This is a genomic window from Dyella psychrodurans, from assembly GCF_003363265.1.
Lineage (GTDB): Bacteria > Pseudomonadota > Gammaproteobacteria > Xanthomonadales > Rhodanobacteraceae > Dyella_B > Dyella_B psychrodurans.
In genome coordinates, this window is sequence record NZ_QRBF01000001.1 from 192,651 (window position 1) to 217,711 (window position 25,061).

Annotated in this window: 30 protein-coding genes; 22 read left to right on the top strand and 8 right to left on the bottom strand. The window is 68.3% G+C overall.

The features are described 5' to 3' along the window. Positions 1–81 precede the first annotated feature (81 nt). A complete protein-coding gene (locus DWU99_RS00935) occupies positions 82–399 on the top strand; it encodes a helix-turn-helix domain-containing protein (RefSeq protein ID WP_115476122.1) in 318 nt (105 codons plus the stop codon). A 119-nt stretch (positions 400–518) separates the two neighbouring features. Continuing rightward, positions 519–1,655, top strand: coding sequence for a hypothetical protein (locus DWU99_RS00940; RefSeq protein ID WP_115476123.1), 1,137 nt, complete (start codon positions 519–521; stop codon positions 1,653–1,655). A gap of 191 nt (positions 1,656–1,846) precedes the next feature. On the opposite strand, the gene DWU99_RS00945 is transcribed toward DWU99_RS00940, so the two are convergent. Next, complete coding sequence (locus tag DWU99_RS00945; RefSeq protein ID WP_115476124.1) at positions 1,847–2,338, bottom strand: hypothetical protein; 492 nt, start codon at positions 2,336–2,338, stop codon at positions 1,847–1,849. Positions 2,339–2,469: 131 nt separating this feature from the next. Between DWU99_RS00945 and DWU99_RS00950 the strand changes: the two genes are divergently transcribed. The 8 genes from DWU99_RS00950 to DWU99_RS00985 all read left to right on the top strand — a co-directional run bounded on the left by DWU99_RS00950 (position 2,470) and on the right by DWU99_RS00985 (position 10,584). Beyond that, the gene (locus tag DWU99_RS00950) at positions 2,470–3,447 is read left to right on the top strand and encodes an ankyrin repeat domain-containing protein (protein ID WP_115476125.1); all 978 of its coding nucleotides are present in this window, start codon (positions 2,470–2,472) and stop codon (positions 3,445–3,447) included. A 114-nt stretch (positions 3,448–3,561) separates the two neighbouring features. Next, positions 3,562–5,508 (top strand): type 4 pilus major pilin, encoded by a 1,947-nt coding sequence (locus tag DWU99_RS00955; protein WP_115476126.1) that lies wholly within the window; start codon positions 3,562–3,564, stop codon positions 5,506–5,508. A 114-nt stretch (positions 5,509–5,622) separates the two neighbouring features. After that, entirely contained in the window at positions 5,623–6,852 is a 1,230-nt protein-coding gene (locus tag DWU99_RS00960; RefSeq protein WP_115476127.1) for a helix-turn-helix domain-containing protein, read from the top strand. 142 nt (positions 6,853–6,994) lie between these two features. After that, positions 6,995–7,456 (top strand): hypothetical protein, encoded by a 462-nt coding sequence (locus DWU99_RS00965; RefSeq protein ID WP_115476128.1) that lies wholly within the window; start codon positions 6,995–6,997, stop codon positions 7,454–7,456. Further along, the gene (locus tag DWU99_RS00970) at positions 7,453–8,247 is read left to right on the top strand and encodes a hypothetical protein (protein WP_115476129.1); all 795 of its coding nucleotides are present in this window, start codon (positions 7,453–7,455) and stop codon (positions 8,245–8,247) included. The genes DWU99_RS00965 and DWU99_RS00970 overlap by 4 nt, the downstream gene beginning before the upstream one ends. Positions 8,248–8,309: 62 nt before the next feature. Continuing rightward, positions 8,310–8,570, top strand: coding sequence for a hypothetical protein (locus DWU99_RS00975; RefSeq protein ID WP_115476130.1), 261 nt, complete (start codon positions 8,310–8,312; stop codon positions 8,568–8,570). Between the two features lie 55 nt (positions 8,571–8,625). After that, on the top strand, positions 8,626–9,906 hold the full coding sequence (locus DWU99_RS00980; protein WP_115476131.1) for an ankyrin repeat domain-containing protein: 1,281 nt from the start codon (positions 8,626–8,628) through the stop codon (positions 9,904–9,906). A 45-nt stretch (positions 9,907–9,951) separates the two neighbouring features. Further along, the gene (locus DWU99_RS00985) at positions 9,952–10,584 is read left to right on the top strand and encodes a hypothetical protein (RefSeq protein ID WP_115476132.1); all 633 of its coding nucleotides are present in this window, start codon (positions 9,952–9,954) and stop codon (positions 10,582–10,584) included. Here DWU99_RS00985 and DWU99_RS00990 read toward each other — a convergent pair. Continuing rightward, positions 10,581–11,261: a hypothetical protein gene (locus DWU99_RS00990; RefSeq protein WP_115476133.1), complete on the bottom strand. Its 681-nt coding sequence runs from the start codon at positions 11,259–11,261 to the stop codon at positions 10,581–10,583. The two genes, DWU99_RS00985 and DWU99_RS00990, sit on opposite strands and share 4 nt — an antisense overlap. Then, positions 11,251–11,661, bottom strand: a complete 411-nt coding sequence (locus DWU99_RS00995; protein WP_115476134.1) for a hypothetical protein — start codon at positions 11,659–11,661, stop codon at positions 11,251–11,253. Before DWU99_RS00995 ends, DWU99_RS00990 begins: the two co-directional genes overlap by 11 nt. A 102-nt stretch (positions 11,662–11,763) precedes the next feature. Between DWU99_RS00995 and DWU99_RS01000 the strand changes: the two genes are divergently transcribed. Then, positions 11,764–12,252 (top strand): hypothetical protein, encoded by a 489-nt coding sequence (locus DWU99_RS01000; protein WP_115476135.1) that lies wholly within the window; start codon positions 11,764–11,766, stop codon positions 12,250–12,252. A 278-nt stretch (positions 12,253–12,530) separates the two neighbouring features. After that, positions 12,531–13,619, top strand: a complete 1,089-nt coding sequence (locus DWU99_RS01005) for a hypothetical protein (protein WP_115476136.1) — start codon at positions 12,531–12,533, stop codon at positions 13,617–13,619. Between the two features lie 279 nt (positions 13,620–13,898). On the opposite strand, the gene DWU99_RS01010 is transcribed toward DWU99_RS01005, so the two are convergent. Then, positions 13,899–14,891 (bottom strand): IS1 family transposase, encoded by a 993-nt coding sequence (locus tag DWU99_RS01010; protein WP_147292860.1) that lies wholly within the window; start codon positions 14,889–14,891, stop codon positions 13,899–13,901. 64 nt (positions 14,892–14,955) lie between these two features. Between DWU99_RS01010 and DWU99_RS20755 the strand changes: the two genes are divergently transcribed. Then, entirely contained in the window at positions 14,956–15,210 is a 255-nt protein-coding gene (locus DWU99_RS20755) for a hypothetical protein (RefSeq protein WP_147292861.1), read from the top strand. Positions 15,211–16,269: 1,059 nt separating this feature from the next. On the opposite strand, the gene DWU99_RS01015 is transcribed toward DWU99_RS20755, so the two are convergent. Beyond that, on the bottom strand, positions 16,270–16,908 hold the full coding sequence (locus tag DWU99_RS01015; RefSeq protein ID WP_115476138.1) for a hypothetical protein: 639 nt from the start codon (positions 16,906–16,908) through the stop codon (positions 16,270–16,272). Positions 16,909–17,041: 133 nt separating this feature from the next. Between DWU99_RS01015 and DWU99_RS01020 the strand changes: the two genes are divergently transcribed. Next, a complete protein-coding gene (locus DWU99_RS01020) occupies positions 17,042–17,299 on the top strand; it encodes a hypothetical protein (protein ID WP_115476139.1) in 258 nt (85 codons plus the stop codon). Positions 17,300–17,318: 19 nt separating this feature from the next. Here DWU99_RS01020 and DWU99_RS01025 read toward each other — a convergent pair whose 3' ends face one another. Together DWU99_RS01025 and DWU99_RS01030 are read right to left on the bottom strand one after the other, a co-directional pair. Continuing rightward, positions 17,319–18,659: a Y-family DNA polymerase gene (locus DWU99_RS01025; RefSeq protein ID WP_115476140.1), complete on the bottom strand. Its 1,341-nt coding sequence runs from the start codon at positions 18,657–18,659 to the stop codon at positions 17,319–17,321. A 35-nt stretch (positions 18,660–18,694) separates the two neighbouring features. Next, positions 18,695–19,282 (bottom strand): LexA family protein, encoded by a 588-nt coding sequence (locus DWU99_RS01030; protein ID WP_115476141.1) that lies wholly within the window; start codon positions 19,280–19,282, stop codon positions 18,695–18,697. 110 nt (positions 19,283–19,392) lie between these two features. Here DWU99_RS01030 and DWU99_RS01035 point away from each other — a divergent pair, with 110 nt between their 5' ends. The 8 genes from DWU99_RS01035 (at position 19,393) to DWU99_RS01070 (ending at position 24,805) form a co-directional block, all read left to right on the top strand. Continuing rightward, positions 19,393–19,758 (top strand): hypothetical protein, encoded by a 366-nt coding sequence (locus DWU99_RS01035; RefSeq protein WP_115476142.1) that lies wholly within the window; start codon positions 19,393–19,395, stop codon positions 19,756–19,758. 145 nt (positions 19,759–19,903) lie between these two features. After that, on the top strand, positions 19,904–20,626 hold the full coding sequence (locus DWU99_RS01040; RefSeq protein ID WP_115476143.1) for an ankyrin repeat domain-containing protein: 723 nt from the start codon (positions 19,904–19,906) through the stop codon (positions 20,624–20,626). A 111-nt stretch (positions 20,627–20,737) separates the two neighbouring features. After that, positions 20,738–21,553 (top strand): hypothetical protein, encoded by an 816-nt coding sequence (locus tag DWU99_RS01045; RefSeq protein ID WP_233510806.1) that lies wholly within the window; start codon positions 20,738–20,740, stop codon positions 21,551–21,553. Between the two features lie 120 nt (positions 21,554–21,673). Then, positions 21,674–21,877, top strand: coding sequence for a hypothetical protein (locus tag DWU99_RS01050; RefSeq protein ID WP_115476145.1), 204 nt, complete (start codon positions 21,674–21,676; stop codon positions 21,875–21,877). A gap of 32 nt (positions 21,878–21,909) precedes the next feature. Further along, positions 21,910–22,524 (top strand): hypothetical protein, encoded by a 615-nt coding sequence (locus DWU99_RS01055; protein WP_115476146.1) that lies wholly within the window; start codon positions 21,910–21,912, stop codon positions 22,522–22,524. Positions 22,525–22,610: 86 nt separating this feature from the next. Beyond that, positions 22,611–23,192: an ankyrin repeat domain-containing protein gene (locus DWU99_RS01060; protein ID WP_158543196.1), complete on the top strand. Its 582-nt coding sequence runs from the start codon at positions 22,611–22,613 to the stop codon at positions 23,190–23,192. 61 nt (positions 23,193–23,253) lie between these two features. After that, positions 23,254–24,264 (top strand): ankyrin repeat domain-containing protein, encoded by a 1,011-nt coding sequence (locus tag DWU99_RS01065; protein WP_115476148.1) that lies wholly within the window; start codon positions 23,254–23,256, stop codon positions 24,262–24,264. 4 nt (positions 24,265–24,268) lie between these two features. Then, positions 24,269–24,805: an ankyrin repeat domain-containing protein gene (locus DWU99_RS01070; protein ID WP_115476149.1), complete on the top strand. Its 537-nt coding sequence runs from the start codon at positions 24,269–24,271 to the stop codon at positions 24,803–24,805. A gap of 28 nt (positions 24,806–24,833) precedes the next feature. Here the strand turns inward: DWU99_RS01070 and DWU99_RS01075 are convergent, their stop codons facing one another. Then, positions 24,834–25,061 (bottom strand): hypothetical protein, encoded by a 228-nt coding sequence (locus DWU99_RS01075; protein ID WP_115476150.1) that lies wholly within the window; start codon positions 25,059–25,061, stop codon positions 24,834–24,836.

Genomic DNA, 25,061 nt, shown 5'->3' on the forward strand with positions numbered 1-25,061 from the left:
TTCCAATAACCGACTAACAGGATTTGGTCTAACCCGTTGTGCTGCCTACAGTTCCGCACAGCATCACCGCGGATCGTGCGCATGGCCAAGTCGCTTCACACCAAAGAGTATCGAGCCGCCGTCGACCTGTTGCGCGAACTGCGCGAGGCAAGCGGCCAGAACCAGACCGTGTTCGCCGAACAGATCGGGCGCACACAGACCTTTGTCTCTGCCGCCGAGCGGGCGAGCGTGCGCCTCGACATCCAGCAACTGGCCACCTGGATCGCCGCGTGCGGGCTGACCCTGGAGGAATGGGGCCGCCGGATGGACCGCCTCTCCCAGGCGGCTCATGCGAAGCCCACGGCCGCCAAGTCCGCGGCCAAGTCCTCTGCCCGGAAGACCTCGGGCGCCAAGCGCTGAGAAAGGCTGACTCCGTGGTGTCCGGCCCGTTTTAACCGATTAGTGGGAACTGGACTAATGGGCTGCGCAGAGCGCATCCTTCCCACTGCCGTCCCCTGTGGGACGAACGGGGAATCACCATGTCCGCCACCTGGTCCACCACCGAGCGCCGCACGAAAGGCGCGGTGCTCGGTCCCATGCTCGCCAACCGCGCCGCTTTATTCCTGGCGTTTGGGCTGCTGCTCCTGGTCGCCTTCGTCGACCCGACCCTCATCCTGACCACCGTCCTCGCCGCCGTGCTCTGGCGCGGAACGCGCGGCACGATGGCCGATCCCACCCGACGCGTCATCGGCTGGGTGGCCCTCGTCGGTCCGGCGCTGTGGGCCTTCCTCATCCTGCAGTGCGTGCGCGATCCGGAGTTCCACTTTCCGCACGCTCTCGGCGGCCTCTGCCGCTGGGTGGCCTTCGCCGGAACCCTATGGGCGACGGTGCGCCTGGTGCGCGATCGCCATCAGGCCACGGCCGGCGACCGCTACGAGAGCGCCGCGATCGAGGCGTGGATCGACGCCACCACCCAAACCCTCACCGTGCGCACGGGCGCGCGGGTGGTGACCGGTCCCTTGGGCGCGTGGGCCATCGACGCGCACCGCGACACGCACCACGTCGGTGGCGAGGAGCGCGAGGCCGAGCGGCGGCACGATCTGTGGAATCTCGACGGCAGCATCACGCGCTACATCACGCCATCGCACACCCGAATGCGCTGGGTCACGATGCGGGACTCCTACGTCACCTACGACCTGCATGTGCTCGACCCGCGCCTCTACGCCGGCCGCGACGACTGGACCGCGCTGCGCGTCCCCGGCCGATCGATCCGCGTGGAGGTGGACCCGCGCACCGACGGCCTGTTCGCGCAGTGGCTGGAGCGCCAGCGATCGCGCATCGCCTTCGACCCCAGGGCCGCGCGTGCGCGGTGGGAGCAGGCCACCACCCAAGCGCTGGACGTGCCGCGCGCGCTGGCCGGCCGGCCCAAGGGGGGCAAAGAATCGGTGGTCTGGTCGCCGACGAACCGCACGACGCTGATGTCCTACGCGCTGATCCACGCGCCGACGGGCCGGGTGTACGTCTACCAAGGCGGCGCAGGCACATGGATGGACGCCGACCGCTTCCGCTTCCCGCCCGATCACCTGCACGAACTGCCGGCGCAGGAGGCCACGTTGCTGCGCGCCGAACTCATCAAAGCGCAGCAGGCCCGTGCGAAGCAGGCCGCGCGGGCGTAGGCTCACCCCACAACGGCCGGGAACTTGCGGCCGCCGAACCACTCTGAACACGACGTTGGTCCGTTTCTCCCCTCCCATAGCGCGATTTTGCCCACCCCTCCTGGTGGGCTTTTTTTTGTCCGGGGCGCACCGGAACCAGGCACCAGCCGCATCGGGGCCCCAGGCGCCGCGTGTGCGACCGCGGAGGCGTCCTAGGAGCGCGGCGGGCCTTTGGCGGTTTCGCTGGCCAGCCAGGCGCGGATGTTCGCCTGCAGGTCCGGCGGCAAGGAGTCGATCAGGCGCGCGACCAGGGCGGGGTAGGAATCGGGGTTGGGCGAATCGGGCACCCGGGCGCCGTACGCTTCCAACGTCGGGCTGATCGGAATGGGCGGCGTCTTTGTGGTGGCGAACCGGCACCACGCCTCCATGCGGATCGTCTGCACCGCCCCCTCCAGCAGGAGGGGATCGGCGTTCAGCACGAGCCGCGCGCGGCCCTCGATTTCGGCGCGCCGGGCGGCCTGGGGCGGCACGCCGTCCAGGATCCACGAGGCCAGGGCGGCGGCTTGGTGCTGCGCCTGCTCCTCGGGCACATCCGGCGCCCGCAGCGCCGCGATCACGCACGAGAGCACCGCCAGACGCCCGACCGTCGCGGCCGCGCGCATTCGGCCGACCAGGGCGGCCTTGCGTCGTTTGAATCCGAACACGTCCGTGCTCCCTGTTCCCGCTCCGGGCCAGTGTACGACCCAAACCGCGGGATGGCGCACACCCGGCGCGATAGCCTGTTGCCCGATCGCTGGGTAGTGTCGGGTTCGTCCGCGCCCCAGGAGACCCGCCCATGACCGTCGCCCGCGATGCCCTGGCCTGGGCCCTCCAGCGCGAAGCCTTCGACTTGGTGAAGGTCCTGATCGCAACGCCCGAAGGGTTGGACGCGTTGAACGCCCCCGACCACCGGGGCCGCACCTTCCTCCACTCGGTGGCGCACACCGGCGACGTGGATATGGTGCAGCGCCTGATCACCTGGGGCGCCGACCTCAACGCCGTCGATCCCAACGGCGAAACGCCGTTGTTTGCGGCCGCGCGGCAGGGCGAGACCAAGGTGATCCGCCTGCTGCTCAAAGCCGGTGCCGACCGCCGGCACCTTTCCAACGAAGAACAAATGGCCGCCGACGTCGCGCTCGATCCGGCCACCGCGCGGTTGATGGCGGCCACGAGCGAAGCGACCGAGTGGGGGCTCACCTTGATAGACGCGGTGAGCAACGGCTACCGCGAGGTGGCGCGGCACCTGCTCGAGCACGATCCCGCGCTCATCTTCCAACACCATCCGGCCACCGGGTACACCGCCGCGCACGCGGCCGCCGACACGTGCCTTCCGGACATGCTCACGATGCTCTACGAGTGCGGCGCGCCCCTGGAAGCGGCGACCACCCAAGGGCACACGCCGCTCCATCTGAGCGCGATCCGCGGCGACGTTCCGACCATCCGTCGGCTGTTGTACCTGGAAGCCGACGCGGCCGCGCGCGACGTCGAAGGGCGCACACCGATCATCCTGGCGCTCGTGCAGGACAACTGGCAGGCGGTGGAAGCCCTGGCCCGGCACGGCGTGGGGCTGACGGTGACGGACCTGCGCGATCGCACACCGCTCCAGGTCGCCGCCGGCTTAGGGCCGCGCCGCGAGGCGATGGAGACCATCCTGCGCCGCTATCTTCCCGAGGCGCCCCAGCCGGCGCGGTTGGAGGAGGCGGACCGCGAGGGGCACACTGAGCGAGTCTCAGGGGGAACACGCCAGGACCAAGAAGCCGGGCAGGGGCTCTGACCGCCGGGCCACATCGGGGCCCAAGCGCTTCGCGTCGTTGATTCACCGCGGCATCCGACCGCACCCCATCCTCCGACTGGACGAACCGCGGTTCCCCGGCATGGTGGTGGGGCCATGCGATCGCGCGCGTACACCCTGCTCGAAATCCTCCTGGTCCTCGTGATTCTCACGCTGGCGGGAATCGGCGTGCTGCAAATGTACCAGCGCAACGCGCTCCAGGCGGCCGTGCAAAAGGAGCAGGGGAATCTCGCGGCGATCGCCACCGCGGTGGACGGGATGTTCGCCAGCGCCGGTTCCTACGCCGGGCTGACCGCCCAGCAGGTGGCGCAGCAGCGGCCCAACGGTGTGGCGCTGGACTCCCGCGGTGCGGGGGTGCTCTCGGCCTTCGGCGGCGCGGTGGCGATCCAGCCCACCACCGTGGCGGTCGCCAACGACGCCTTCCAGGTGATCTACGCCGGACTCGCGCGGGCGCAATGCGACGCGCTCATTCCCGCGGTGGCCGGCGACGCCTACGCCATCACGATCGGCGCCTCCAACGTCAGCGTGGTGAGCCAATCCGTGGGCACGATCGGGCAAATCACCGACGCCTCCGAAGTCGCCGCCCAATGCGCGGCGCAGCCCCAGGACGCGGGCTTGGTGACCATCACCTACTACACACCCAAGCAGGGCAACGGGCCGATCGCCGGCGCGCCCACGTGCACCACGCCCTGCGCCCCGCAGACCCAAACGCAAACACTCTCCTGCCCAGGGTCGGAGGTGGGCGCGATCGAGGAACAACGCCAGGGCACGTGCACCGGCGCGCCGTGCCCCACGCTGACCTGGGGCGCGTGGACCACCACCGCGTCCTCGTGCGCAACGGCGCCCACGCCGCCCGGCCCGCCGACAACCCCCACGCCGCCGACTCCGTCCTGCGCGCCCACCACGCTCTACCGCGCCACGGACTGTCCGGCGGGGCAAACAGGGCGCCTGTGGCAAGCCAGCAGCGTGACGTGCTCGGGCGGTCAGCCGGTGCAGGGCGCGTGGACGACCATCGACGATGATTGCCTCACCCCGACCGGCAACCCCGCTGGTGGCACGGGGTGCCTCGCCCACGCCGTCCCCACGACGGGCGCCTGTCCTGCGGGAGAAGGCGGCATGATCGCGTACGAACAGAATGTGACGTGCGATGCCAACGGAAACCCCGTGTACGGACCGGTGACGCCGGTCTCGAACACGTGCCAGATCGGGTGCGCGGCAACGGGAACGTGCTGCACACCCTCCAGCGCATCCGACGCGCCCACCCAGGGCCTCTGCCCCGCGGGCGATTACGGTGTCGTGACCAACCAATGGACCACATACGACACCTGCGCGTCGGCCACCGCCACGCCCACGCCCGGTGCGCCCGTGGAGACAGGAACGAGCGCGACGTGCGCACCATGCCCCGCGCCCACCTCCTCATCGAGCACGTCGACGAGCACGAGCACGGAAACACAACCGCAAAGCGCCGCCTGCCCGAGCGGCGAATCGGGATCGGACACCTGGAACGAGGTGTACGACGTCACCACAACCACCACCACAACCACCACCACCGCCTACAACTGCGCCGGGGCGCCCACCACGCTGCCGGCGCCCACACACACCACCTCCAGCACCGCCTCGGTCGGCGCGCCCGTGGACACCGGTGTGCGCCAAGGGGAGGTCAACTCCTGCGTGGCGTCGGCGCCCACGGCGACCGGCAACGGCTGCACGGCCGTGGGCATCTTCCAATACTCCTCCACCGGACCGGTTGCGATTGCCTCCAACCCCGGCACCGGCACCACCGCCTTCAAGTCCTGCACGTGCAAGGTCACGGTCTCCTACGGCGGCAGCACGCAACAGATCATGGTCACGGCCACCGACCTTGCAACCGGCGGCGCTGGCTACTCCGGGTACAACTCCCAGACCTTCACCGTGGGCGGCGGATCCTTCCTCTTCGGCGTCATCGTGAACGCCACGTACGGGCAGGCGTCGGGGGGCAACTACTACTGGAACTCGACCTGCAGCGGATCGGTGCTGCTGCCCAACGGATCGAACTACCCGTGATCCAAGGCGCCACAAATGGTGCGTGTGGCATCACACTTTAAACCTCGCAATCGTTGCGCGGACTGTGGTGGCGCGTAGGTTAAAAGGCAGACCAACCCCGCCACGGAGCCGGTTGTGACCCAGGAACCAGGGCACCCACCGACCAAGAAACCATTCCGTCGCCCAACCCGTGCCGAGAAGCGATTCCAAATCGCTGAGGTGACCCGGTTGTTGGACTCGGGTGTCCCGCGGCGCATGATCGCGGAGCGGCTTGATGTGTCGGTCCGGACGGTGAACCGGGTCGTGCAAACCCAGGATCTTCCCCGATCGAAACCCAACGCGACACGGCGCGGGGACGTCCAGCAGCGTGCGGCGGCCGGGGAAGCGCGGAACGACATCGCACGGGCGTTGGGTATCTCGATGACCCAGGTGGACTATTTCCTCCGACCGGCCGGGGCGCCCCGGAGCAAGCAGCCCGTCGCCGAACAGCAGCGCAAGGCATTGGCGCAATCACGCCGCGCGGAGGTCGAGCGGTTGAGCACAAACGGTCACACCCGATATGAAATCGCCGCACGGCTGGGCATCGTTCCGCAATCCGTCGACAAGCATCTGGAACATATCGCGATCGCACGTGACACCGCGCGACGCCTCGACAGGCTGGAGGACTTGGAACGCTTGGGGACCTTGTGCCGCACGCAGAGCAGGGTCGACACCATCGCGGCGATGATGAACACCAGCCGCTGGCAGGTGATCGCGGGGCTCAAACGTCTGCGTCTGCGCATCTCGAAGCCCACGCGGCGGGTGCGTAAGGAGCGCCTGCAATGCGATGTCCTCGCCCAGTGGGATCAAGGTCGCTCGGTCCATGACATCTCTCTAGCGCTTGGGCTTACGGAGCACGCCATTTACAACTGGCTGCAGGAGGCTGGACGGGACTACCACGGCCGCGCCGCGCGCGTTCGGGTCGCCGGTGTCTGCCTGACGGAAACGGCACGGCTCATGGTTCGTGCCATCGAACAGGCGGACCGTGATCACCAGGCATCTCAACAGGCACCTGGTCCAACTTCGGGATCTGCCGACCCTCCTGTTGATCCGCGCGCAGCCTTTGTTCAGGCGGCCGTTGAGTCGATGGCCCGGCAGCGGCGCGAGCGCGCGCGGCGGTTTGGATTGAGGGGGGGACCACCTAGCCCTGCAACAGCGCCGCCAACCCGAACCCCACCGACCGACCGGCTGCGCGCGCTGTGGGCGCAGGGCTGTTCGGTGCGGGACATTGCCGACGAGTTGGACTGGACGATCGAGCGCGTGCGCAAAGTCGTGCGGGCGATGGGCCTGCCGGGAGCCCCAACTGGGTACTGGCGCGTAGCGTGATGTGATCCCCATCGCACCACACGCGGCCCACACCGCGCGGAGTGTGCACCGCCTCGCAGTGTGCTGGGGCCGCCCAGGACAGCGGGCGCGTGCGGGGAAGAATGAGGCGGACCACGCAACCACCCCGCACGGAACCTCCCCCATGGCTCTCTACCATCTCTACACCCGCACCACCGACGCCGCCGGTCGTCGCACCATCACCGCTCTGGATGTCGAGGAGTGGGACAACGTCGATGACTTGCTGGCGTTCTTCGGCGCACCCACCGGCTACTCACGCACCAACACCCTCGACATCACCTGGTTCGATCAGGACTTTGGTGTGGCCAGCCGCGACTTGCTCCAGGAGCAGATCCACGTTGTGCCGCGGCCCGAACCCCAGTCGGTGGCCGACCTGCGCGCCGGCCGCGGCGCTGTGGTGGTGGACTACGCGCAACTGGCCGAACGCATCGCCGCGCGCGAACGCTTGGACGGCGCGCGGACCAAAGCCGCGGCCGATGCCTGGAAGGCCGCGCGGCGCGATGATGTGGATCTGGAGGAGCAGGACATGCGCGACCAGGGCGCCGACCTCGAGGCGGATTGGGCCCAGGAGCGCCGGATCGCGTGACGCTGCGCCGATGGGAACCCACCGCCGACCAAGCCCAGCGCATCCGCCGTCTGCGGGAGGAGGGCGCCGCTCACGCGCACATCGCCGCGGCGATCGGCGTGGGCGAGGGCACCGTGGGCGCGTGGATGAAACGCCAGGGACTGACACCCACCCCGCGTTCGGAGCGGCGCTTTCCCCCGGCGCTGCGCGCGCTCATTCACGAAAATCTGGTGGCGGGCAAGGAGGCGGCCGCGATCGCGCGGGCGCTGCGCCTCACCATCAGCCTCGTGTGGTCTCAGGCGCAAGCCGAGGGAGTCATCCCGCCGGGTTCCCGACCCTTCTCACGGATTCCCGCGCTGACGCCGGAGGAGCGCCGAACCTTGCGCCGCGCCCTGGAGCGGCCCATTCGAATCATGGAAGCCGCCCGATCCTTGGACACGACCGTTCGCGTGCTGAAGGCCCGCCTGGCTGCCACCGGGACGACGCTGGTCCGGGAGCAGCGCCAGGCGCTGCTCGAGCGCATCGACGGCGACCTGCGCGCCGGCCGCACCATTCCCGAGATCGCCAACGACCTGGGACGTCCCGAACGTGCGGTGGTCCGATGGGCCAACACGGCCGGCTGGGCGTGGCCGCGCATCGCGCCGCAGATTTTGCGTTGGCACGAGCAGGGCGCCACGGTGGAGGTCATCGCGCCGGCCGTGGACCGCGACATCAAGGTCGTGCGCGCGGTGCTCATCCACTACGGCCACACGCCCCGCACCACAAAGACCTCCCGCAACGCCCAGCCCGCCCCAAACGACCCCAGTGGATGACTGGCGCTTGTGCCGGTAGGTTGGAGGCTCGCTCAACCCCGCCGCTCGTGGGAGCCCGATCCATGCCGTACCCCGCCCAACTGCAAGCCGCCCGCGAGGCCAAGCGTCTCGACCTTCCCGTTGATGACGTGATGTTTTTCGGGTCCGTGAACACCAAGGTCCTCTTAGCGATCGCCGAAGGGCGGATCGACGTGCGGGCGCTCGCCCGGGAGGAGGTGGCCAACCGCGGCCTGGACCGCACCGGCCGCTGGGTGGGCTTCCGCCAAGCCGCCGATGACCACGGCTTGATGGAGGTCGAGGCCGACCACGGCCTGGAGATGTGACCTTCCCGGACGCCCGACCGGCTGGGTAGGATGCCCCGACCCGCAGGGACATCCCATGACCACCTTTCCCACGATCGCGGCGCAGCGCGGTCCCTTTGTCATCACACCGCCCGGCCGCCGACCCACCGGCACCTTGACTCGCACCGCCGAAGGCACCGCCCGCGACTGGACCTGGCGGGACCGCACGACGTTCTACGAGGCCCTGCTCGCCAGCGAAGGATGGGCCGCCGGCCTGCAGGCCGCGGGCGGGCCTGTGTCGGCCGAGCGCGCCGCCTTGAGCCGCGCGGTGGCCACGGCCGACGCCACGGCCGTTGCGGCCGCTCTGGGGGGCTGTCCGGATCCGGCGGCGCTTGTCGATGATCGGACCGTGCTCCACGAAGCCTTGGCGGCGGGGCTGAGCCCCCTGATTCCCGTCTTGCTCCGGGACACGCGCCTTCATGCGATCGCCGATCGGCCCGATGGGAACGGCGTCACGCCGATGGCCCAAGCCGTGCATTGGGACGGCGACCACGACGGCGATTGGCGGGCGGTGCAGGCCCTGATCCAAGCGGGCGCCGACCCCAACCAACTCTGGCCGTTGGTCAGCACGATGGCGATCCCCGACGACGATTGGAACGACCTCACCAACGCGCCGCACCCCCTCTCATTGGTCGAGGCGGCCGCGGCGTTGGGCCGTGTGCCGCTGGCGACCATCCTCGTGCGCTTGGGCGCCGAGCCCGGGCCGACCAACCCGTCGTTGGAAAGCGGCCACAAGCGGGCGGAACAAAGCGGCTACGTGCCCTGGGCCGAGCAGGCGTTGGCCGACCATCAGTTCTACGCCGAGCCGGACGACGCTGTGCGCTATTGGCACGGGGATCTGCTCACCTGGTCCCTGTCCGAAGGCGGCTCGCCATCGATCCTGGCGTGGGACCTGCTGCGCCACAAGCCCTGGACGGTGGAAATGCCCCAGGCCATGAAAAACCTCGCGGTGATCATTCCGGCGATCGCGCACATTCCCTCGGTGGACGGGGACGTCAGTCACCTGCTCGCTCTTCTTCCTAACGTCGCTCATGACAGCGACGACGAAGCCGCCTGCACCACCATCCTCGACGCCTTCGCGGAGAACGACTACGACGTGCTTGCGCCCTTCATGGACGGCACGACACTCCTCCACCGCGCCGCCGCCGCGGGCAACATTCCGCTGACCGCCGCGCTGTTGGCCCGCGGCGCCAACCCGGAAACGCCCGACGCCGACGGCCGGACCGCGCTGGATCTCGCCAGCGACTCGGTGGTGCGTGGACGCCTGGAGCACGCCGTCCCCACACGGGGCACCGGCGAACCGACGGGCGCCCGATGAGCCACACTCGGGCCCAAGCGCCCTGTCCGACCACAGGAGCGCGCCATGGCGGACGATGAGGTCACCACGCGCGTGCGCTTTGAGGGCGAACAGCACTACCTGCCGTTTCCCCACATCCACCACGCGGCGGCCACGTTGCGCACGTTGGCGCGCACCACTGACCTGGGGCGCAACCACCTCGAGTCGGCCGCGCTGGTGATGACGGCCTTTGCGGTGGAGGCGTTTTGCCAAACATTGGGCCCGGCGGTGTTGGGCTCGGACTGGACCACTCCGCCGCAGGGCTCCAAGCGTCCGATCGAGCGGTGGTCGGTTGCGGACAAACTCAAAGCGATCGGGCGCGCCGTCGGTGTGCTCGTGGATTTGGGGCAAGCGCCCTGGTCGTTGGTGGTGGACCTCATGGCCGCGCGCGATGAACTGGCGCACGCCAAGCATCTGTCGTCCGAGCGCACCACCATCAACCTGACACTCGACGTGCCCGCGCCCGTCGATCCCTACGATGTCATCAGGCACCACCTGCGCGATCGGATGTTTCCTCTGCACAACATCACCGTGCTGGACGCGCTCTCCGCGGATATTGACGCCGGCTTGCGCCGGTTGTGGACGGCGGCCGGCCACCCCGATCACACCTTCGACCAGGCGGGGATGACTCACTGGACGGGAACGGCCGTCCCGCCCTAATCGCCCCAGTCCCCGTCCCGGTCTTTCCAGCGCGCCAGGTGCGCGACCAATGCGGCGCGATCGGCGTTGGTGACATGCACCCCGCGCGTGAACGAGGGCGCGAGCACCAATCTTCGATCGCCGCACTCCAACACCGGCATCGGATGCGGCGCCTCGATCGTTGCCCACGGCTGCTCGTCGGTGTTGAACACCTCGCGCACGCCGTACCGCCGCCACGCGCTGTGCCCGTGCACCACCATCACGCGCAGTTGGGGCAGGGTGCGAAACAGGCGGTGCAACAGGGGCACGCGTTCCAGCCGCACGCGCGCGGTGTAATCGCTCTCAGGAATCCCCAGGTGCGGGACACTCTGACCCGGGCGCGGCAAGGGCGCCAGGTTGGCGCACATCATGCGCGACCAGGCGCGCGATGAGGCCACCTCAAAGGGCGTATCGGGCTCCCACAAGGCGCGGACGATCTGCACGGGCCGGCGCCAGGCGGCGCTGCCCGTGCTGCGGGGATCGGGCATCGGATCGAACAGCACCTCGTCCGATCCCACGACCCGGGCCGTCACACCGGGATCCGGCGGCCCCTCGGCGACCGGCCCGCCGGGCTCCATGCCAACGAACCAGAGCGGCGCGTCAATGGCACCGTAGCCCAGCACGCGGAACCACGCCGCGATCGCGTCCTCACTGAGCACCCATCCGTTCCTTGCTGTGACCGACCGGCGACCATACCACCACGATGACGCGGTTGAGCCAGTGCGGCGCGGTGGGCACCAGGCGCACCACATCGTCGGGCTCCCACGGAAAGGAGGTGTCCCATGCCTGCAAGAGCATCTGGTACCCCAACCACCGGCGTGGGACGTGGGCGGCGCCGCGCTCGCTCTCGACGAACGCCCAGCGGCCCTCCACCTGCGCGCGGCTCATCTGCCCCTTGTGGCGTCGGCAATGGGCCTCCAGGGTGGCGGCCGCGTCGTGGTACCAGTCCGCCAACACGTCGGCGTCGGGCACCACCGGCGCCACGGCAAAGGCCGCGCGCCAGTGCGCCACGAGCGCCGGCGCCCAATCCGTAGCCAACTGCACCCGCACCGCGCCCATGGTCCGCTCCCCGATGTTGAGGCGGGCAGGATGGGGCGCCTGCGTCGCACCCGCTGCGACCGGGCTGGGTACACTGGGCGCACAAGGGAGCAGGGGGCTGGGATGAATCACCTTGAACAACTGGTGGCCGAGTGGTACGAGTGGCGCGGGTACTTCGTCCGACGCAACGTGCAGGTCGGCAAACTCTCCAAGGGCGGCTACGAGTGCGAACTGGATGTGGTGGCCTACTGCCCCAGCCGCCAGCACCTGGTGCATGTGGAACCGTCGATGGACTCCCACACCTGGGCGGTGCGCGAGCAGCGCTACCAAAAGAAGTTCGACGCCGGCAAGCGCTACATCCCCGCGCTGTTCGGCGGCATGGTGCTGCCCGCGGCCATCGATCACATTGCGGTGCTGGGCTACGCCAGCACCGCGCACCGCACCACCTTAGGCGGCGGGCGCATTATGACGACCGCGCAACTGCTCACCGAGATCACCAAGGACATCGCGCCGCGCACCATTCAGAGCGCGGCGGTCCCCGAGCAGTACCCGCTGCTGCGCACCGTGCAGTTTTGCTACCAGCACCGCAAGGCCGCCGGATGGCCCGCGTGAGCGCCATAAAAACGGCCCGGATTGCTCCGGGCCGTGGCGCTTTGCGGTCCCGCCGGCGCGACGGCGGAAGAGGGCGGTGGAAGGGACACCGACAGACCCGAACTGCGCGGTTGCGTCTCCCAACGACCGGACCCCATCGACGCGCGGCGATGCACTGGGGTGTTCCACGCACCCTGGGTCCACCGCCCAGGTAAGCACACCCGCCGTCCGGCGCAAGCCATGGCCCTGAGCGCCGCATCACATTCCCATCACCCTGAGCATTCACAGGAACGGACCCCATGACCCACCCCTCGCTCTTCGGCCATCTTGTTGGCCGCTTCGCCGCCCAACCCGAGAATCTGGCCACCGAAGCCCTCGGCTACGTGCTGCGCCGATCGGCCGGCGCGCGCCAGGCGCTGGCTTCTTTCCTCACGCACGCGGGGATGTCCGTGCCACCGGAGTTGGCCTACCAAAACCAGGTTGCGGGCACCGATCAAGGCCAACCGGACTTGGTGGGCATCGACACCGACGGGCATCAGCGGCTCATTGGGGAGGCGAAGTTCTGGGCGCATCTGACCGACCACCAACCGGTGACCTACATCGAGCGGTTGCCGCGCGACGGCGGCGTGCTGCTCTTCATCGCGCCGTCGCAGCGCACCGCGGCGCTCTGGGGCGAACTGCTCCACCGCTGTCGTGAGGCCGGGTTGCTGCCCGATGGCGCGAGCGGTACGACCTTGGGCGTGCACCACACCCCGCTGACGGAAGGACGTCACCTCGCCTTGGTCTCCTGGCGCGCGCTGATCGATGCGTTGACGCGCGGTGCGGACGCCCTTGGCGACAGCGCCACCGTGGGCGACCTGGAGCAACTCACGGGGCTGTGCGATGCGATGGACTCCACCGCCTACATTCCGATCACCAGCGCCGACCTGACCAGCCCGTTGTATCGGCGGGTGATCGACTTTGCGGATCTCGCCGACGACATCGTGACGGCCCTGGTCGCGCAAGGCCAAGCCGACGTGAAGAACATCAACCGCCAGCATTTCAAATGCATCAGCGGTCGCTACTTCCGCCTGCGTGGCAACGGCCTCTACATCGGCTGCGACATCGCCAAGTGGACGACCCTCGCGCCCACACCCATCTGGCTCACCTTCGGGCAGGGCTGGCCGTTGACGCACGACATCCGCACGGCCCTGGCGCCATTGCAGGCCACCACGCCGCCGCAGGCGTTCGCGCCCGATCCCAACCTCATCACGTTGCCCCTGCGCGTCCCAACGCTGCAGACCCGCGAGGTGGTGCTCCAGTCGCTGGTCGACCAGGTGCTCGCCATCGCCGACCGCCTGCCGGCCGTCGCCCCCACCCCGATCGGCGGCGTGCGCACCCCCGCCTGACCGATGGGCCACACTGGGGCCTCAGGGCGCACGATTGCGCGAATTGCAGCGCATTGCCACCCATCCCCTAGCCGGGATGAGTGGCGCGCCTTCGGGACGTGCATTCGATCAGGACCGATCGTAATGCAGCCCCACCGGGTCAGGGCCTTGCCAGCCGACTGACCAACCCAGGACAGGAGCCCTCCCATGCATCTATGGGACGCGGTCAACGCCTGGCTTTCGACCCCGTTTGTTCACGATGTGGTGCGACCCTAACTGGCCCCCTTCCCGGTGGCCCGTTCATGTTTCCGGGTCAGCGACCGGATAGCGGTTCATCCGGGCCAGATACAACCACAGATGGGTATTGAGCCCGTGCAGCGTCTTGGACGTCGACCAGGTCGATCGGAACAGGCGCGGCAGGTCCTGACGCATGCGCGCGAACGTCTGGTTGATCGGAAAGAGCGGATCGTGGACCGGCCCCTGTTGGCCCACGGGAGAATGCACCACGCGGTGCACCACCCCCGCGGGCAGCACCTCGGCGATGGCCTTGGGGTAGTACGTCGCCCCATCGGTGGTCAGCACCGCTCCAGCCTTCAGGAACGGCCGGGCCTGGTCCAGGGCGTCCCGAACGGTGGCCACCCGGCGGTCCTTGGTCCAGCCGGCGGCCTGGCCCGCTTTCATGGTGCTGGCCACCGGGCCCACCGCGATCGCCAGGATCTCCCGGGTGGACGCCCGGATGACCACCGCCACCGTGACCTGGCGCCAGCGGGCGCCCAGATACGTCTCCAACTCGTCCAGCATCGCATGCCCGGTCCGTGGCCCGTGTGCGGTGTGGTGCTTCCACGCCCGTCGGGCCATGTGTTGCACCTTCCGGCCCACCGTTCGCCGGGTGCAGCCCACCAATGCGGCGGCCCGGCGCATGGTGACGCCTGACACCACCAGATCCCAGATGTGCTGGTTGATGTGCGGCGATCGGTCCCGCCCTCCGAAGTCGGTGGTGCGGCGGATGTGGGCGGGACCTTTCGTCGACCAGGTGCGCATGCACATCGGGCAGCGCCAGCGTTGAACAACGCCCCGGGCGGTGTACCGATGGCCGTGCTGGAGGCCGGGTGCGTGGTCGCAATACGGACAGGGGACGGCGGGCATCGGGCGGCCGGAGAAGAGCGGTGCGTCGATGATGCCCAGAGCGGCGAAATGACGAAAGGTCCAGACACCACAACGGCCCCAACAGGGGCCGTTGTGGTGGTTGCGAAAAGGGGAAAATCTGGCACCGTGGAAGTTGATCAGCATCATCCGGCAAGAGGGCGCTGATCACAACTGATCTTGTCTCAATCCTTCCCGTTTAGGAGATACCACTGTGCCTCATCGTACCACCAACCGCAAACCCACTTCGTCCAAGAAACCGACCGCTTTCGACAAAGCGATCACTCTGGGCGTTTCCATCGCAATCGCCCTGTTTGGGGCTCCTGCTCCTGCTGGGAGTGTTGGGCATCCGCCCTACTACCACACCCAGGCAACCTTCCGTGTGACGGTATCGGGCGGAGGCCGCCAAGAATCCATCACACCTCTGACCTACGACTCCACCTACATCCCCGGCCAACCGGACGGCTGAGGTCTTCACCTCGATGTTTTGAAGCGAGGCGCCTCCCGCACGGGGGGCGTTTTGCTGTCCGGGGTGTCCCATTTGTAAACCAAAATCATCCATGCCCGGGACCTTATCAGATGGGTGCATCTTGGCAACCGGACGGAGCGGTTGGATCCGGTGGCCCTGGCCGAAATGTGCGGAACGCCCCTCAGGTTTCCCCCTCATCCATCGGCCCACCGTCCCGCCCCACCGGTGGGGCGGTGCGATGCATCGGGTGGTGGAGGAGAGCGGAGACATCATCGGATGGGGGCCTGTTGCTTGTGGGAGTGCTGTGAACCTGAACAACCACCGGGACGGGGGCCAGTTAGGGTGCGACCCATTGCTGTTCGCCTCATCAACCACGGGATCACCAAGGGGGGTGAGTACCTGAAGCAACGCTTCAGGAGCAAACCACCCAAGGGTCGGAAGCCGGCCCGCCAGCGACGCCGCCGCTGACCTCCAGCCCCTCCAACCCCTGCGACTGACATCGCAGGGGTTGGTTTTTCCAGGTCCCATCGGGTGTTCCCGCAAGGCCCTGGTCTTCCAAATCGTTGATTCTCTTGAATGGTCCCCTGCAAAGTGCACACGTACCCCACAGCAAGGACTGCACGCCCAATCTACCCCCTCTGCTCGGTTTGTCATCAGTGGTGATGACAAACCCGCCAACCCATTGATTTCCAATCCTGCAACCGTGATCGGTCGCACAGCCTTTTGGCGGAGCAGCGGCGATCGGGTCGGGTGGTGAATGGGCATGGCGGGATCTCCATGGAGGGACAGGTGGGGTGGGGTTGGAGGTGGAGCGCCCTAAAGGCGCCCAGGTAGGGGGTGAGTACCTGAAGCAACGCTTCAGGAGCAAACCACCCAAGGGTCGGAAGCCGGCCCGTCAGCGACGCCGCCGCTGACCTCCAGCCCCTCCAGCCCCTCCAGCCCCTGCGACCTCGAATCGCGGGGGTTGGTTTTTCCCTCGCCACGTGAGGGTTCGTTCAACTTAGTCGGTCACGACCGCCTGTCAACCCGAGGCGGCACACAGAGCCCCCACCGCGTCGATCAGTCCGGCGGACGCGACTCCCGCTCGATTTCTTCCTCCATGAGCCGGTTGCGCGCGCGGTAGCGCTCCGTCCACAGGCGCCGCTCGGTGGGATCGCGCCACGGTTCGAGGAGCGCTGCCTCCAAACTCATGGACCGCACCGAGCACTCGGCGAAGGCGGTGGTGGTGACCAGGCGCTCGGGGAGATCGCCCACCACACCGACCACGGCGTTGCCCTCGATCAGCACGAGCATGCCGGCCTGCAGGATTTGTCCCTGCCGGTGGACGGCGGGCAATCGGGAGCGCACATGGCGCTGGCCCACCAGGGAGGCGCTCTCTTTCGCCCGCCAACCGGCCTCCCAATCCGCGATGGCGCCCTTCGTTGCGGTGAGCGTCGATCCTTGGGTGGCGGTGAAAGGATTCGGCGGCGGTTGGATCTTCCGGCGCTGACGCCCTTCGGTCTGGCTGATGCCCAGCCACCAGTCGGCCAACGTGGCCTTCAGCGGGGTGGCCGGATCCAGGGCGTCGATGCGTTGGCGCAGCGCGTCGGCGTCCATCGCCCGGTCGGCGGCGGCACGCGGTTTCAACGATTTCAACAAATCCACCGCCATGCGTTTGGCGGCGTCTTCGTATTCCTGTTTGCTGCCGTAGGTGGGCATGGAGCGGTCCAAGGGGCGGGAGCCCACTGTAGCCCGACCGTCTCGACCGCGCGATCCGTTACGATCGCCGTTTCCCCGACGGTCCCCATTCGGACTCGCTCGGGGTGCCCCTCGCCGTCCCGGAGCCGCGCCCATGTCCACCCCGATGTCGCAAGACTTTCTCAACGACCAGTGGGCCAAGGTGTGGGCCCATCAGCAAACGCCCTGGGACCCGCAGGCCACCACCGGATTCGACAACCGGGACCAACTCTCGGTCCACGATCGACCGAACGATCCCACTGCACCGCGCCGCGTCTTCGAGCGCACCGCCACACCGGCGGGGCTCACGCACTGGACGGAGGTGCCCGCCGTTGTTCTGATGACGCTCAAGCGTCCGACCGCGACGATCTGACCCGACGACACCGCGGGCGCTACGACACCGTCCGCACCTCGTCCCAGTCGGTGGTGTAGCAGGGGCTGAGCATGTCGCGCTTCATCGACCAGTCCTGCTTCGCGCGGATGCCGCTCCAACCGACGCCGAGGTGCCCGCTGCCCCATTTGGTGTTCGCGGCGTCGAGCACGTGCATGAGTTGGGCGCGTTTGGCGTCCCATTCCTCTCCCCGACTGGCGGCTCGGTCGGCCTGCGCCGCCCGGCCGGGGCGCGGCGCGTCGAACAGTGACCCCTGGTGCTCGGTGTGGGGGCGCAGATCGTCCAGCACCACGCCGGCTTTGACGTAGCGGTACCCCGGCCGCACGATCGAGCGGAGCAGGGCAGTCGACCAGGCGGCGAGCACCGCGGTGTCGGCGCTCGGCGCGGGCAATGCCACCGATCGAGACGGTGTGTGCTGCGGGTCCTGCGGGCGGAACGGATTGGTGGTGAGCCACACGCCGACGCGGCCGGCGACCGATCCTTGGGCGCGGGCTTTTTCGGCGGCGCGGGCCGCGTGCGCGTGGACGGGCGCCATCAGATCGTCGGCGGTGTACAGCGGCGCGCCGAAACTCCGGCTGGAAATGATCTGCTTTTTCGCCGGCGGCTCCGTCTCCCACCCCAGGCAGCGCGTGCCCTGCAACTCGCGCACCGTGCGCTCCACCACCACCGAGAAACGCTCGCGCAGCCGCCTCGCGTCGGCGGCGCGCAGATCCGCGGCCGTGGCGATGCCCCCGTCGATCAACTGCGCCGACAAACGCCGGCCGATGCCCCAGACGTCGCCGACGGGGACCTCCGACAGCAGCGCGTGCAGAGCGGGTTCCGACAGCGACGTGAGATCGCACACACCCATCCACCGCGGCTGCTTCTTGGCAACGTGGTTGGCCATTTTCGCCAAGGTCTGCGTGCCGCCGAACCCCACGCACACGGGCAGGCCGGTCCACACGCGCACGCGCTCGCGAATGGTGTGCCCCAGCGCGGTGGCGTTAGGGTGCAGATGCGTGTGCTTCGAAAAATCGAGAAAGGACTCGTCGATGGAGTACACCGACTGATCCTCGGGCGGCACGAACTGCGCGAGCACGTTCATGAAGCGGCGGGACATATCGCCGTACAACGTGTAGTTCGACGAAAACGCGGTGAGGTCCCAATGCGAGCGGCGGGCCTGATCGCGCAACTGGAACCAGGGCGCGCCCATGGGAACGCCAAGAACCTTGGCCTCGCTCGTGCGGCTCACCACGCAGCCGTCGTTGTTGGAGAGCACCACCACCGCGCGGCCGTTGAGGTCCGGCCGGAACACGCGTTCGGCCGAACAATAGAACGAGTTGGCGTCCACCAAGGCCAGCATGAGCGGTGCGTCCGTGTCGGCGATTCGCGCCGGCGTCAGCGGCGCTTGCGGAACGAACGCAGCGCGTGGGTGACCACGCCCCAGATCTCCATCACGTCACCTTCCTTAGGCACGATCGGTTGGAAGTGGGGATTCTCAGGAATGAGCGCCAACGCCCCATCGATCGTGCCCAGCGTCTTGATGGTGAGATCGCCATTCAAAATCGCCACCACGACATCACCGTGCTGCGCGGTCAGCGCCCGATCGACCACCACGCGGTCGCCGTCAAAAATGCCGGCGCCGACCATCGAAAAACCGACCACACGCAGGACGTAGGTGGACGCCTCGTGCCCGCGCACCACCATCTCGGCGTTCAGATCGATCGCGTCCTCCAAATAATCCTGCGCTGGTGAGGGAAAGCCCGCCGGCACACGGGACGTGAACGCCACCAAGGGCAGGGCGGTGGTGGCGCGCAGCGGCACGGGATCGACCGCGTGGGTGGGCGATCGCTGGGAATCGAGGTAGGCCACCACGGTGTCGACCTGAGAGAGCGGCACCCGCACGGGCTGGGTGGGCTCCCCGAACACGCCCGAGCCCCGTTTGCGGCCGGAGCCGGCGCGAGAACCGCCGAGGGGAGGGGTCATGGCAGGGGGCCTTTGATTTCGGTACCGAAATCAATTGTGCACCCAGCGGGTGGCGGAAGGCTAGGGGCGGTCGCCGCTACAATCGGCGTTTCACCCGAACGGATTCCGCCATGCCCCCTCGCCGTTCCCTCTGCGCTGCGCCGCTCATCGCCGCAATCGCCGCCGCTCACGCTAACGATTTCCAGGACGCGGTGCGCGCCTCCGCGCTTCGCACCCAGCGCTGTGTGGACACCCAAGTGCGCGCGCTCGACGATGAGGTCAGCGGCGCCGATGTGATCGCACGCGCGGTCGTGACCGCCTGCGGCGCGGCGTTGGATGAGGCGGCCGATGTGATGACCTACGGCCCCGGCGCGCACGACACCACCAATCCGACGCTGGCCAACGAGCGGAATACGCTCCGCCGCCAGGTGGAGCAGGACGCCACGAAGCAAGCCACCCTAGCGGTCTTGCAGGAACGCGCCCACCACACGCGGTGATCGCGTGAAGCGGCCGCCGAAGCACACCGGGGCGCAAGCGCGTGCAACTGCGGGGTGGTTCACCACCTTGGGAGCGTCGTAAGCCTTGCGGGTCGGCTGCGACCCGGTAGGGTGGTGGGGTGTCCCCAGCGCATCACACTCGACCATGTCCCGTCGCACATCCCCGTACATCGACGCTCTGTCCCAGCACCCAACACGCCGCCACCAGCGCGTCCGGGACTTGATTGCGCGCGGGGTCGACGTCAACGATCCGGGCGCCTACCACATACCGCCGCTGACCTACGCGGCGGCGGTTTCGGGCGTCGACGACGACCAGGTCATGGAGATGCTCATCGCCGCCGGCGCGGACGTGTGCGCGGACTCAGGCGACGAGGGGACCGCGCTCACCACCGCCGCGGCCAATGGGAATTTCAAGCAGGTCGCTGTGTTGCTGCGCCACGGCGCCGACCAACGGGACCGCGCGCTGCAAGCGACGGTGTTCGGAGACCACGAGCCTCACGGTGCGGCCCAAGTGGTGATGTTGCTGCTTGATGCGGGCGCCGGCCTCGACACGCGGACCAGCGGTTGGACCCCGCTGATGTGGGCGGTTCACAGCGGGTATCCCAACTGCGTCCGCGTGCTGATCGACCGCGGCGCGGATGTGCGGGCGGTCGACGGGGAGGGCAAGTCGGTGCGCGCCATTGCCCAGCGCTGCCGCACAGACGACGCGCGGCAGGACGTGTTGGCCCTTGTGCTGCCGGCGATCGCGGCGGCGGACCGTCAGGATTTGCAAGCCGCGGCGGATGGGGATCCGACATCCCAACCAACGAGCCTCACTGCCGTTGCCGGACCAATCACGACCACCGCAGCGCCACGACGGCGCATGTGAGCAACCTGCCATGACGCGCTCCCCCAGATCGCCGAACGCAACGCTCAAATCATCGCCCGCTACCGTGACGGCGCCACGTACCGGGAGATCGCAAAAGAATTTCACATAACCATGGGATTGGTGTGTCGCATCATCTCCAAGGCGGGTGTGGCCGAAGGCCGCAAGCGGATTGGGGATCCTGCAGCCGCTGCGCGCAACGCCCAAATCGTCGCCCGCTACCGTGACGGCGCCACCTACAAGGACATCGCCGCGGAGTTCCAACGTCCGATCGGCTCGGTGCGCGGAGTCATCACAACGGCTGGCGCGGTCCAGGAGCGGGCCAGAAGTCGGCAACCCGATCCCAAGATCGCAACGCGCAACGCCCAAATCGACGCGCGCTACCTCGAAGGGGAAACGATGCAGAGCATCGCGGCCGGATTTCGCCCGCGGTACTGGGTGGTCAACGCGATCATCACAAAGGCTGGTGTGGCACGCCCCAAAGGTCCACGTCCCGACTCGGCGATCGCCGCGCGCAACGCCCAAATCGTCGCGCGCTACCAGGCCGGCGCTTCGTACAAGGACATTGCGGAAGCGTTCCACCTGCCTTTCGGCACGGTCAGCGCCATCATCTCGTCGGCCGGCGCGGTCCAAGGGCGTCGTCGAGGGCCTCGGACCACCAGCGCTGCACGTAGCGTCCCACATCCCGGGCGCCGGTCCGCTCCCCAGACGAAGCGCGCAACCAGCACGCCCATTATGGATCGCTATCTGGCCGGCGAGACGTGCGACTCCATCGCCGCAGATGTTGGGATCTCCAGTTTGGGCGTCCACCAAGTTTTGATGGGTTTGTCGCCGGAACCCGACAATCATCTCAAAGGCGGGCGTCTCACGCACGTACGGTCCACGTCCCGATCCAGCCATCGTGAAACGCAACGTCGTTGGAGCGCGTGACCGATGCCCCACACCCGGGCCCAACTGCTCACATTGCGGCGCGCCTAACATCCTTCGGATCCGCCGCGCTCTTGCGGATCGGATGCGGTTCGCTAGCGTGAATATCCCCAGGAGACCGTCATGCCCCAGATCATCATGACTTTTTCGCAAACGGCGATTTACGACGAACAGGGCGCCGACGCGCGCGACATGCTCGACCGCCTGACCGAACGCGCCCAGACGCTGGCCAACCGACTGGACCGCAGCGTGGAGATCGTCACGAACGACGGCCTGGTGGCCGAGACGTGCCATCCGGAATCCGCGGTCGCCCCGTCGCGCTGCTGATTCATCGCCCGCAACCACACAGGAACCACACCATGATTCTCGTTTATCTGACCGCCGACGATCCAACGTCCAACCACCTGACCTACAACATCGCTGTCGCGCCCGCGTTCCCGCTCGTTCCCGCCGACAACAATGGCGTGGCGTTGACGAACTACTCCGAGTACGAACACTACGTTCTTCAGCGTCTGGATCGCGGTCGCTCCCGTCAGCAGATCCTCACCGATCTCGGGCTTTGGAACGGGCCGGCGGTGCAGCGCATACAGCGCGACGTGCGCGAGCGCGGATTCCAACGCCGCATCCGGCTCCAGCAGGTCGTCATGCAAGACGAAATGGACGCCATTCGGCAAGGGCGCCAGCGGGCGGCGGAGATCATGCGGTCTGGTGCGTATGTCGATGATGTCCTCGCGGATCTCCTCCAGGAAGGAGTCCTGGTGGCGCCTGCGCCGGAACGCGTCGCGTACGACGTCGTGGTTGATCGCGCCAACGCCCTGCGGTTTCGGACGGCCCGATCGGCGAACCTGCCCCGGCCGGTACGACGCCCGCGAGGGACCACCCTGGTCGCGGAGAAGGGCGGTGCGGAAGGGGCCCAGGTCGTTGCGATCATGCGCTCCTTCAAACCCACCGGCACCAAGCACCCTGCGCTCTAACAACCCGCTTTCCCACACGCGGCTCCTAGCGCTTCCCAAACCGACCGTTCCTAGGTATGTGTGTCCTGACACCCAGGACACGCCCAATGGATCAACCCGAGCCCCTGACCACCACCTTCTGGCGCGCCGTCCAACAGGGCCGGTCCCGCGCGGTGCGCGCCTTGGCCGAGGAGCACCCACACCTGGTGCACTGGTTCAACGTCGACCGCACCGCGCTGATGGAAGCCACCAGCCGCGGGCACAACTCGGTCGTGGAGGACCTGATCGCGCTGGGCGCGGACGTCGACGCCCATACGCCGCGGGATTGGACGGCGCTGCACCTGGGCGCCTTCGTCGGCGCGGTGATGCCCATCCGGATCCTGCTGGACGCCGGCGCCGACGCGCGGCGCACGAACGACGACGGGCACACCCCGCTGATCGTGGCGGTGCGGGCGGGGCAGGAGAAGGTGGTTCAAACGCTGATCCAGCGCGGAGTCGACGTGCACGAGGCCGACGGCTGGGGCTCACCTCTGCACCACGCGATCGCCAAGCGCCAGCGGGCCATCGCCCAGCGCTTGATCAACGCGGGCGCCGATCGGGACGCGCGCGACGCCCTTCACCGCACCGCGCGCGACCGTGCGCGCGATGTGGGCTGGTCCTTCGATTACGACCAGCACATGACCCTGTGAGTTGAACCTTATCCCCGATCCCACAGCGCCCTCGGCGCCCGATGTGTCCCCCTGGAGACCGATGATGCCCACCACCCCGCAACCCTCCCTGGCCTTTGGCGCGTTCGAGTGGGCCATCCACCACGCCGATGGGGATCTGGTCACTCACCTGCTGGCGTGGTCGGAGGCCAAAAGCGCGCTCTCGGAGCAATGCGAGAATCTCACGCTGCTGCACATGGCCGCGCTTGAGGGCAACCGCGCGGTGATTCGCGCGCTGGTCTCCGGCGGGGCGCATGTGAACGAGCGCAACAGCGTCGGCGACACGCCGCTGCATGCGGCCGCTCGGGCCGGCGCAACCACCGCGGTGGACACGCTCCTCTCCCTCGGAGCCAACCGGAACGTCGCCAACCACCAGGGCGAACGGCCGTGGGATGTGGCCCAGCACGCCGCCACCAAAGCGGCGCTCGCGCCCACCCACCAGGCGGATGAGTGGGGCGCCACGTTGATCGAGGCGGCGCTGGCCGGACGCGAGGCGGTGGTGCGCCAGATTCTCAGCCGCGCCGACGCGCACAATCTCGTGGACATGGTGGATCCGGACGGCACCACCGCGCTGATGGCCGCCGCCTCGCGTGGGCACGTGCCGGTGCTGCGCCAACTGATCGCCAGCGGCGCGGCGTTGAACACCCAAACACCGGAGACGATGATCACCGCGCTGCACGCCGCCGTGGCCAACAACCACCCGTTCGCAACGCGCGAACTCCTGGCGCGCGGCGCCAACCAACACTTGCACGACGCCGACGGGCACACGCCGCTGATCAGCGCGGTGGTGGCCGGCAACGACATGCTCGTCCGCGCCATTTTGGAGATGAGCACCGGTGCGATCGACCAGCCCGACAGCACCGAGCGCGGCTACCGCCCGCTGCACCACGCGCTGGAGCGCAACCCCTTGGGGCCCATCGTCGATCTCCTTCTTCAGTTCGGCGCGGACACCCAGGCGACCAGCGAGCAGGGCGTCACCCCCGAGCAGATCGCCAAAGAGAACGGCGCGCGGCTGATCAAGCGCATGGCCCGCGACCAGGGCCTGGAGATGTGAGCCCATGACGGTGAGCGATATGGCCGCCCGCAACGATGTCAGCCGCGTCGCGGACGCGATCGCCGCCGGCTCGCCTCTGGACCAATGGGATCCCCACACGGGCTTGGCGCCCCTGCACGCCGCCGCGCTCAGCAACGCGCTCCCCACGCTGGAGGCGTTGCTTGCCGCGGGCGTCCGGCGTGACGCCCCGGCCTGGGACGGGCGCACGGCGATGCACCTCGCCGCCTCGCCGGAGATCGCCCGCGCGTTGGTGCGCGGCCTGCGCCCCGAACGGGTGCAGCAGATCGTCAACGCTCGCGACGCCGAACAGCGCACGCCCTTGCACCTGGTCGCGCTGGCCGGAGCAGGAAACAGGAACGGCGGATGGGTGAAACAACAGCGCGATGCGTTGTTGGCGCTGGGTGCCGATCCCTCGCTCCAGGATCGGGACGGCCTCACGCCGGCCGCGTTAGGCCGGTCCCTGGGCAACTGGGAAATGGCGTGCGTGGAGGCGGTGGCGCAGGGCCGGGCGCAGGAGAAGGGGGTGGGGCAAGAGCGGTGAGTGTGGACCGGTTGGCCACACGGGAGTCTTAGGGCGCGGAGTGCGCTCGGTCCTTGGTTATCCCCCTTCGGACTGATCTGACGAGCCGTTGACGATCGCCGCCGTGGCATCCAGCCAACGCTTGCCACAACGCGTCGCCAACGTCCTGCCAGGCGGCGGCGATCTGCGCCTCGGGCGCCGCCTCTTGCAGCACACGCTCACGTTGTTGCCGGCGCGTCACATGCGGCATCAGGTCGAACATGGGCCTGAAGTTCAT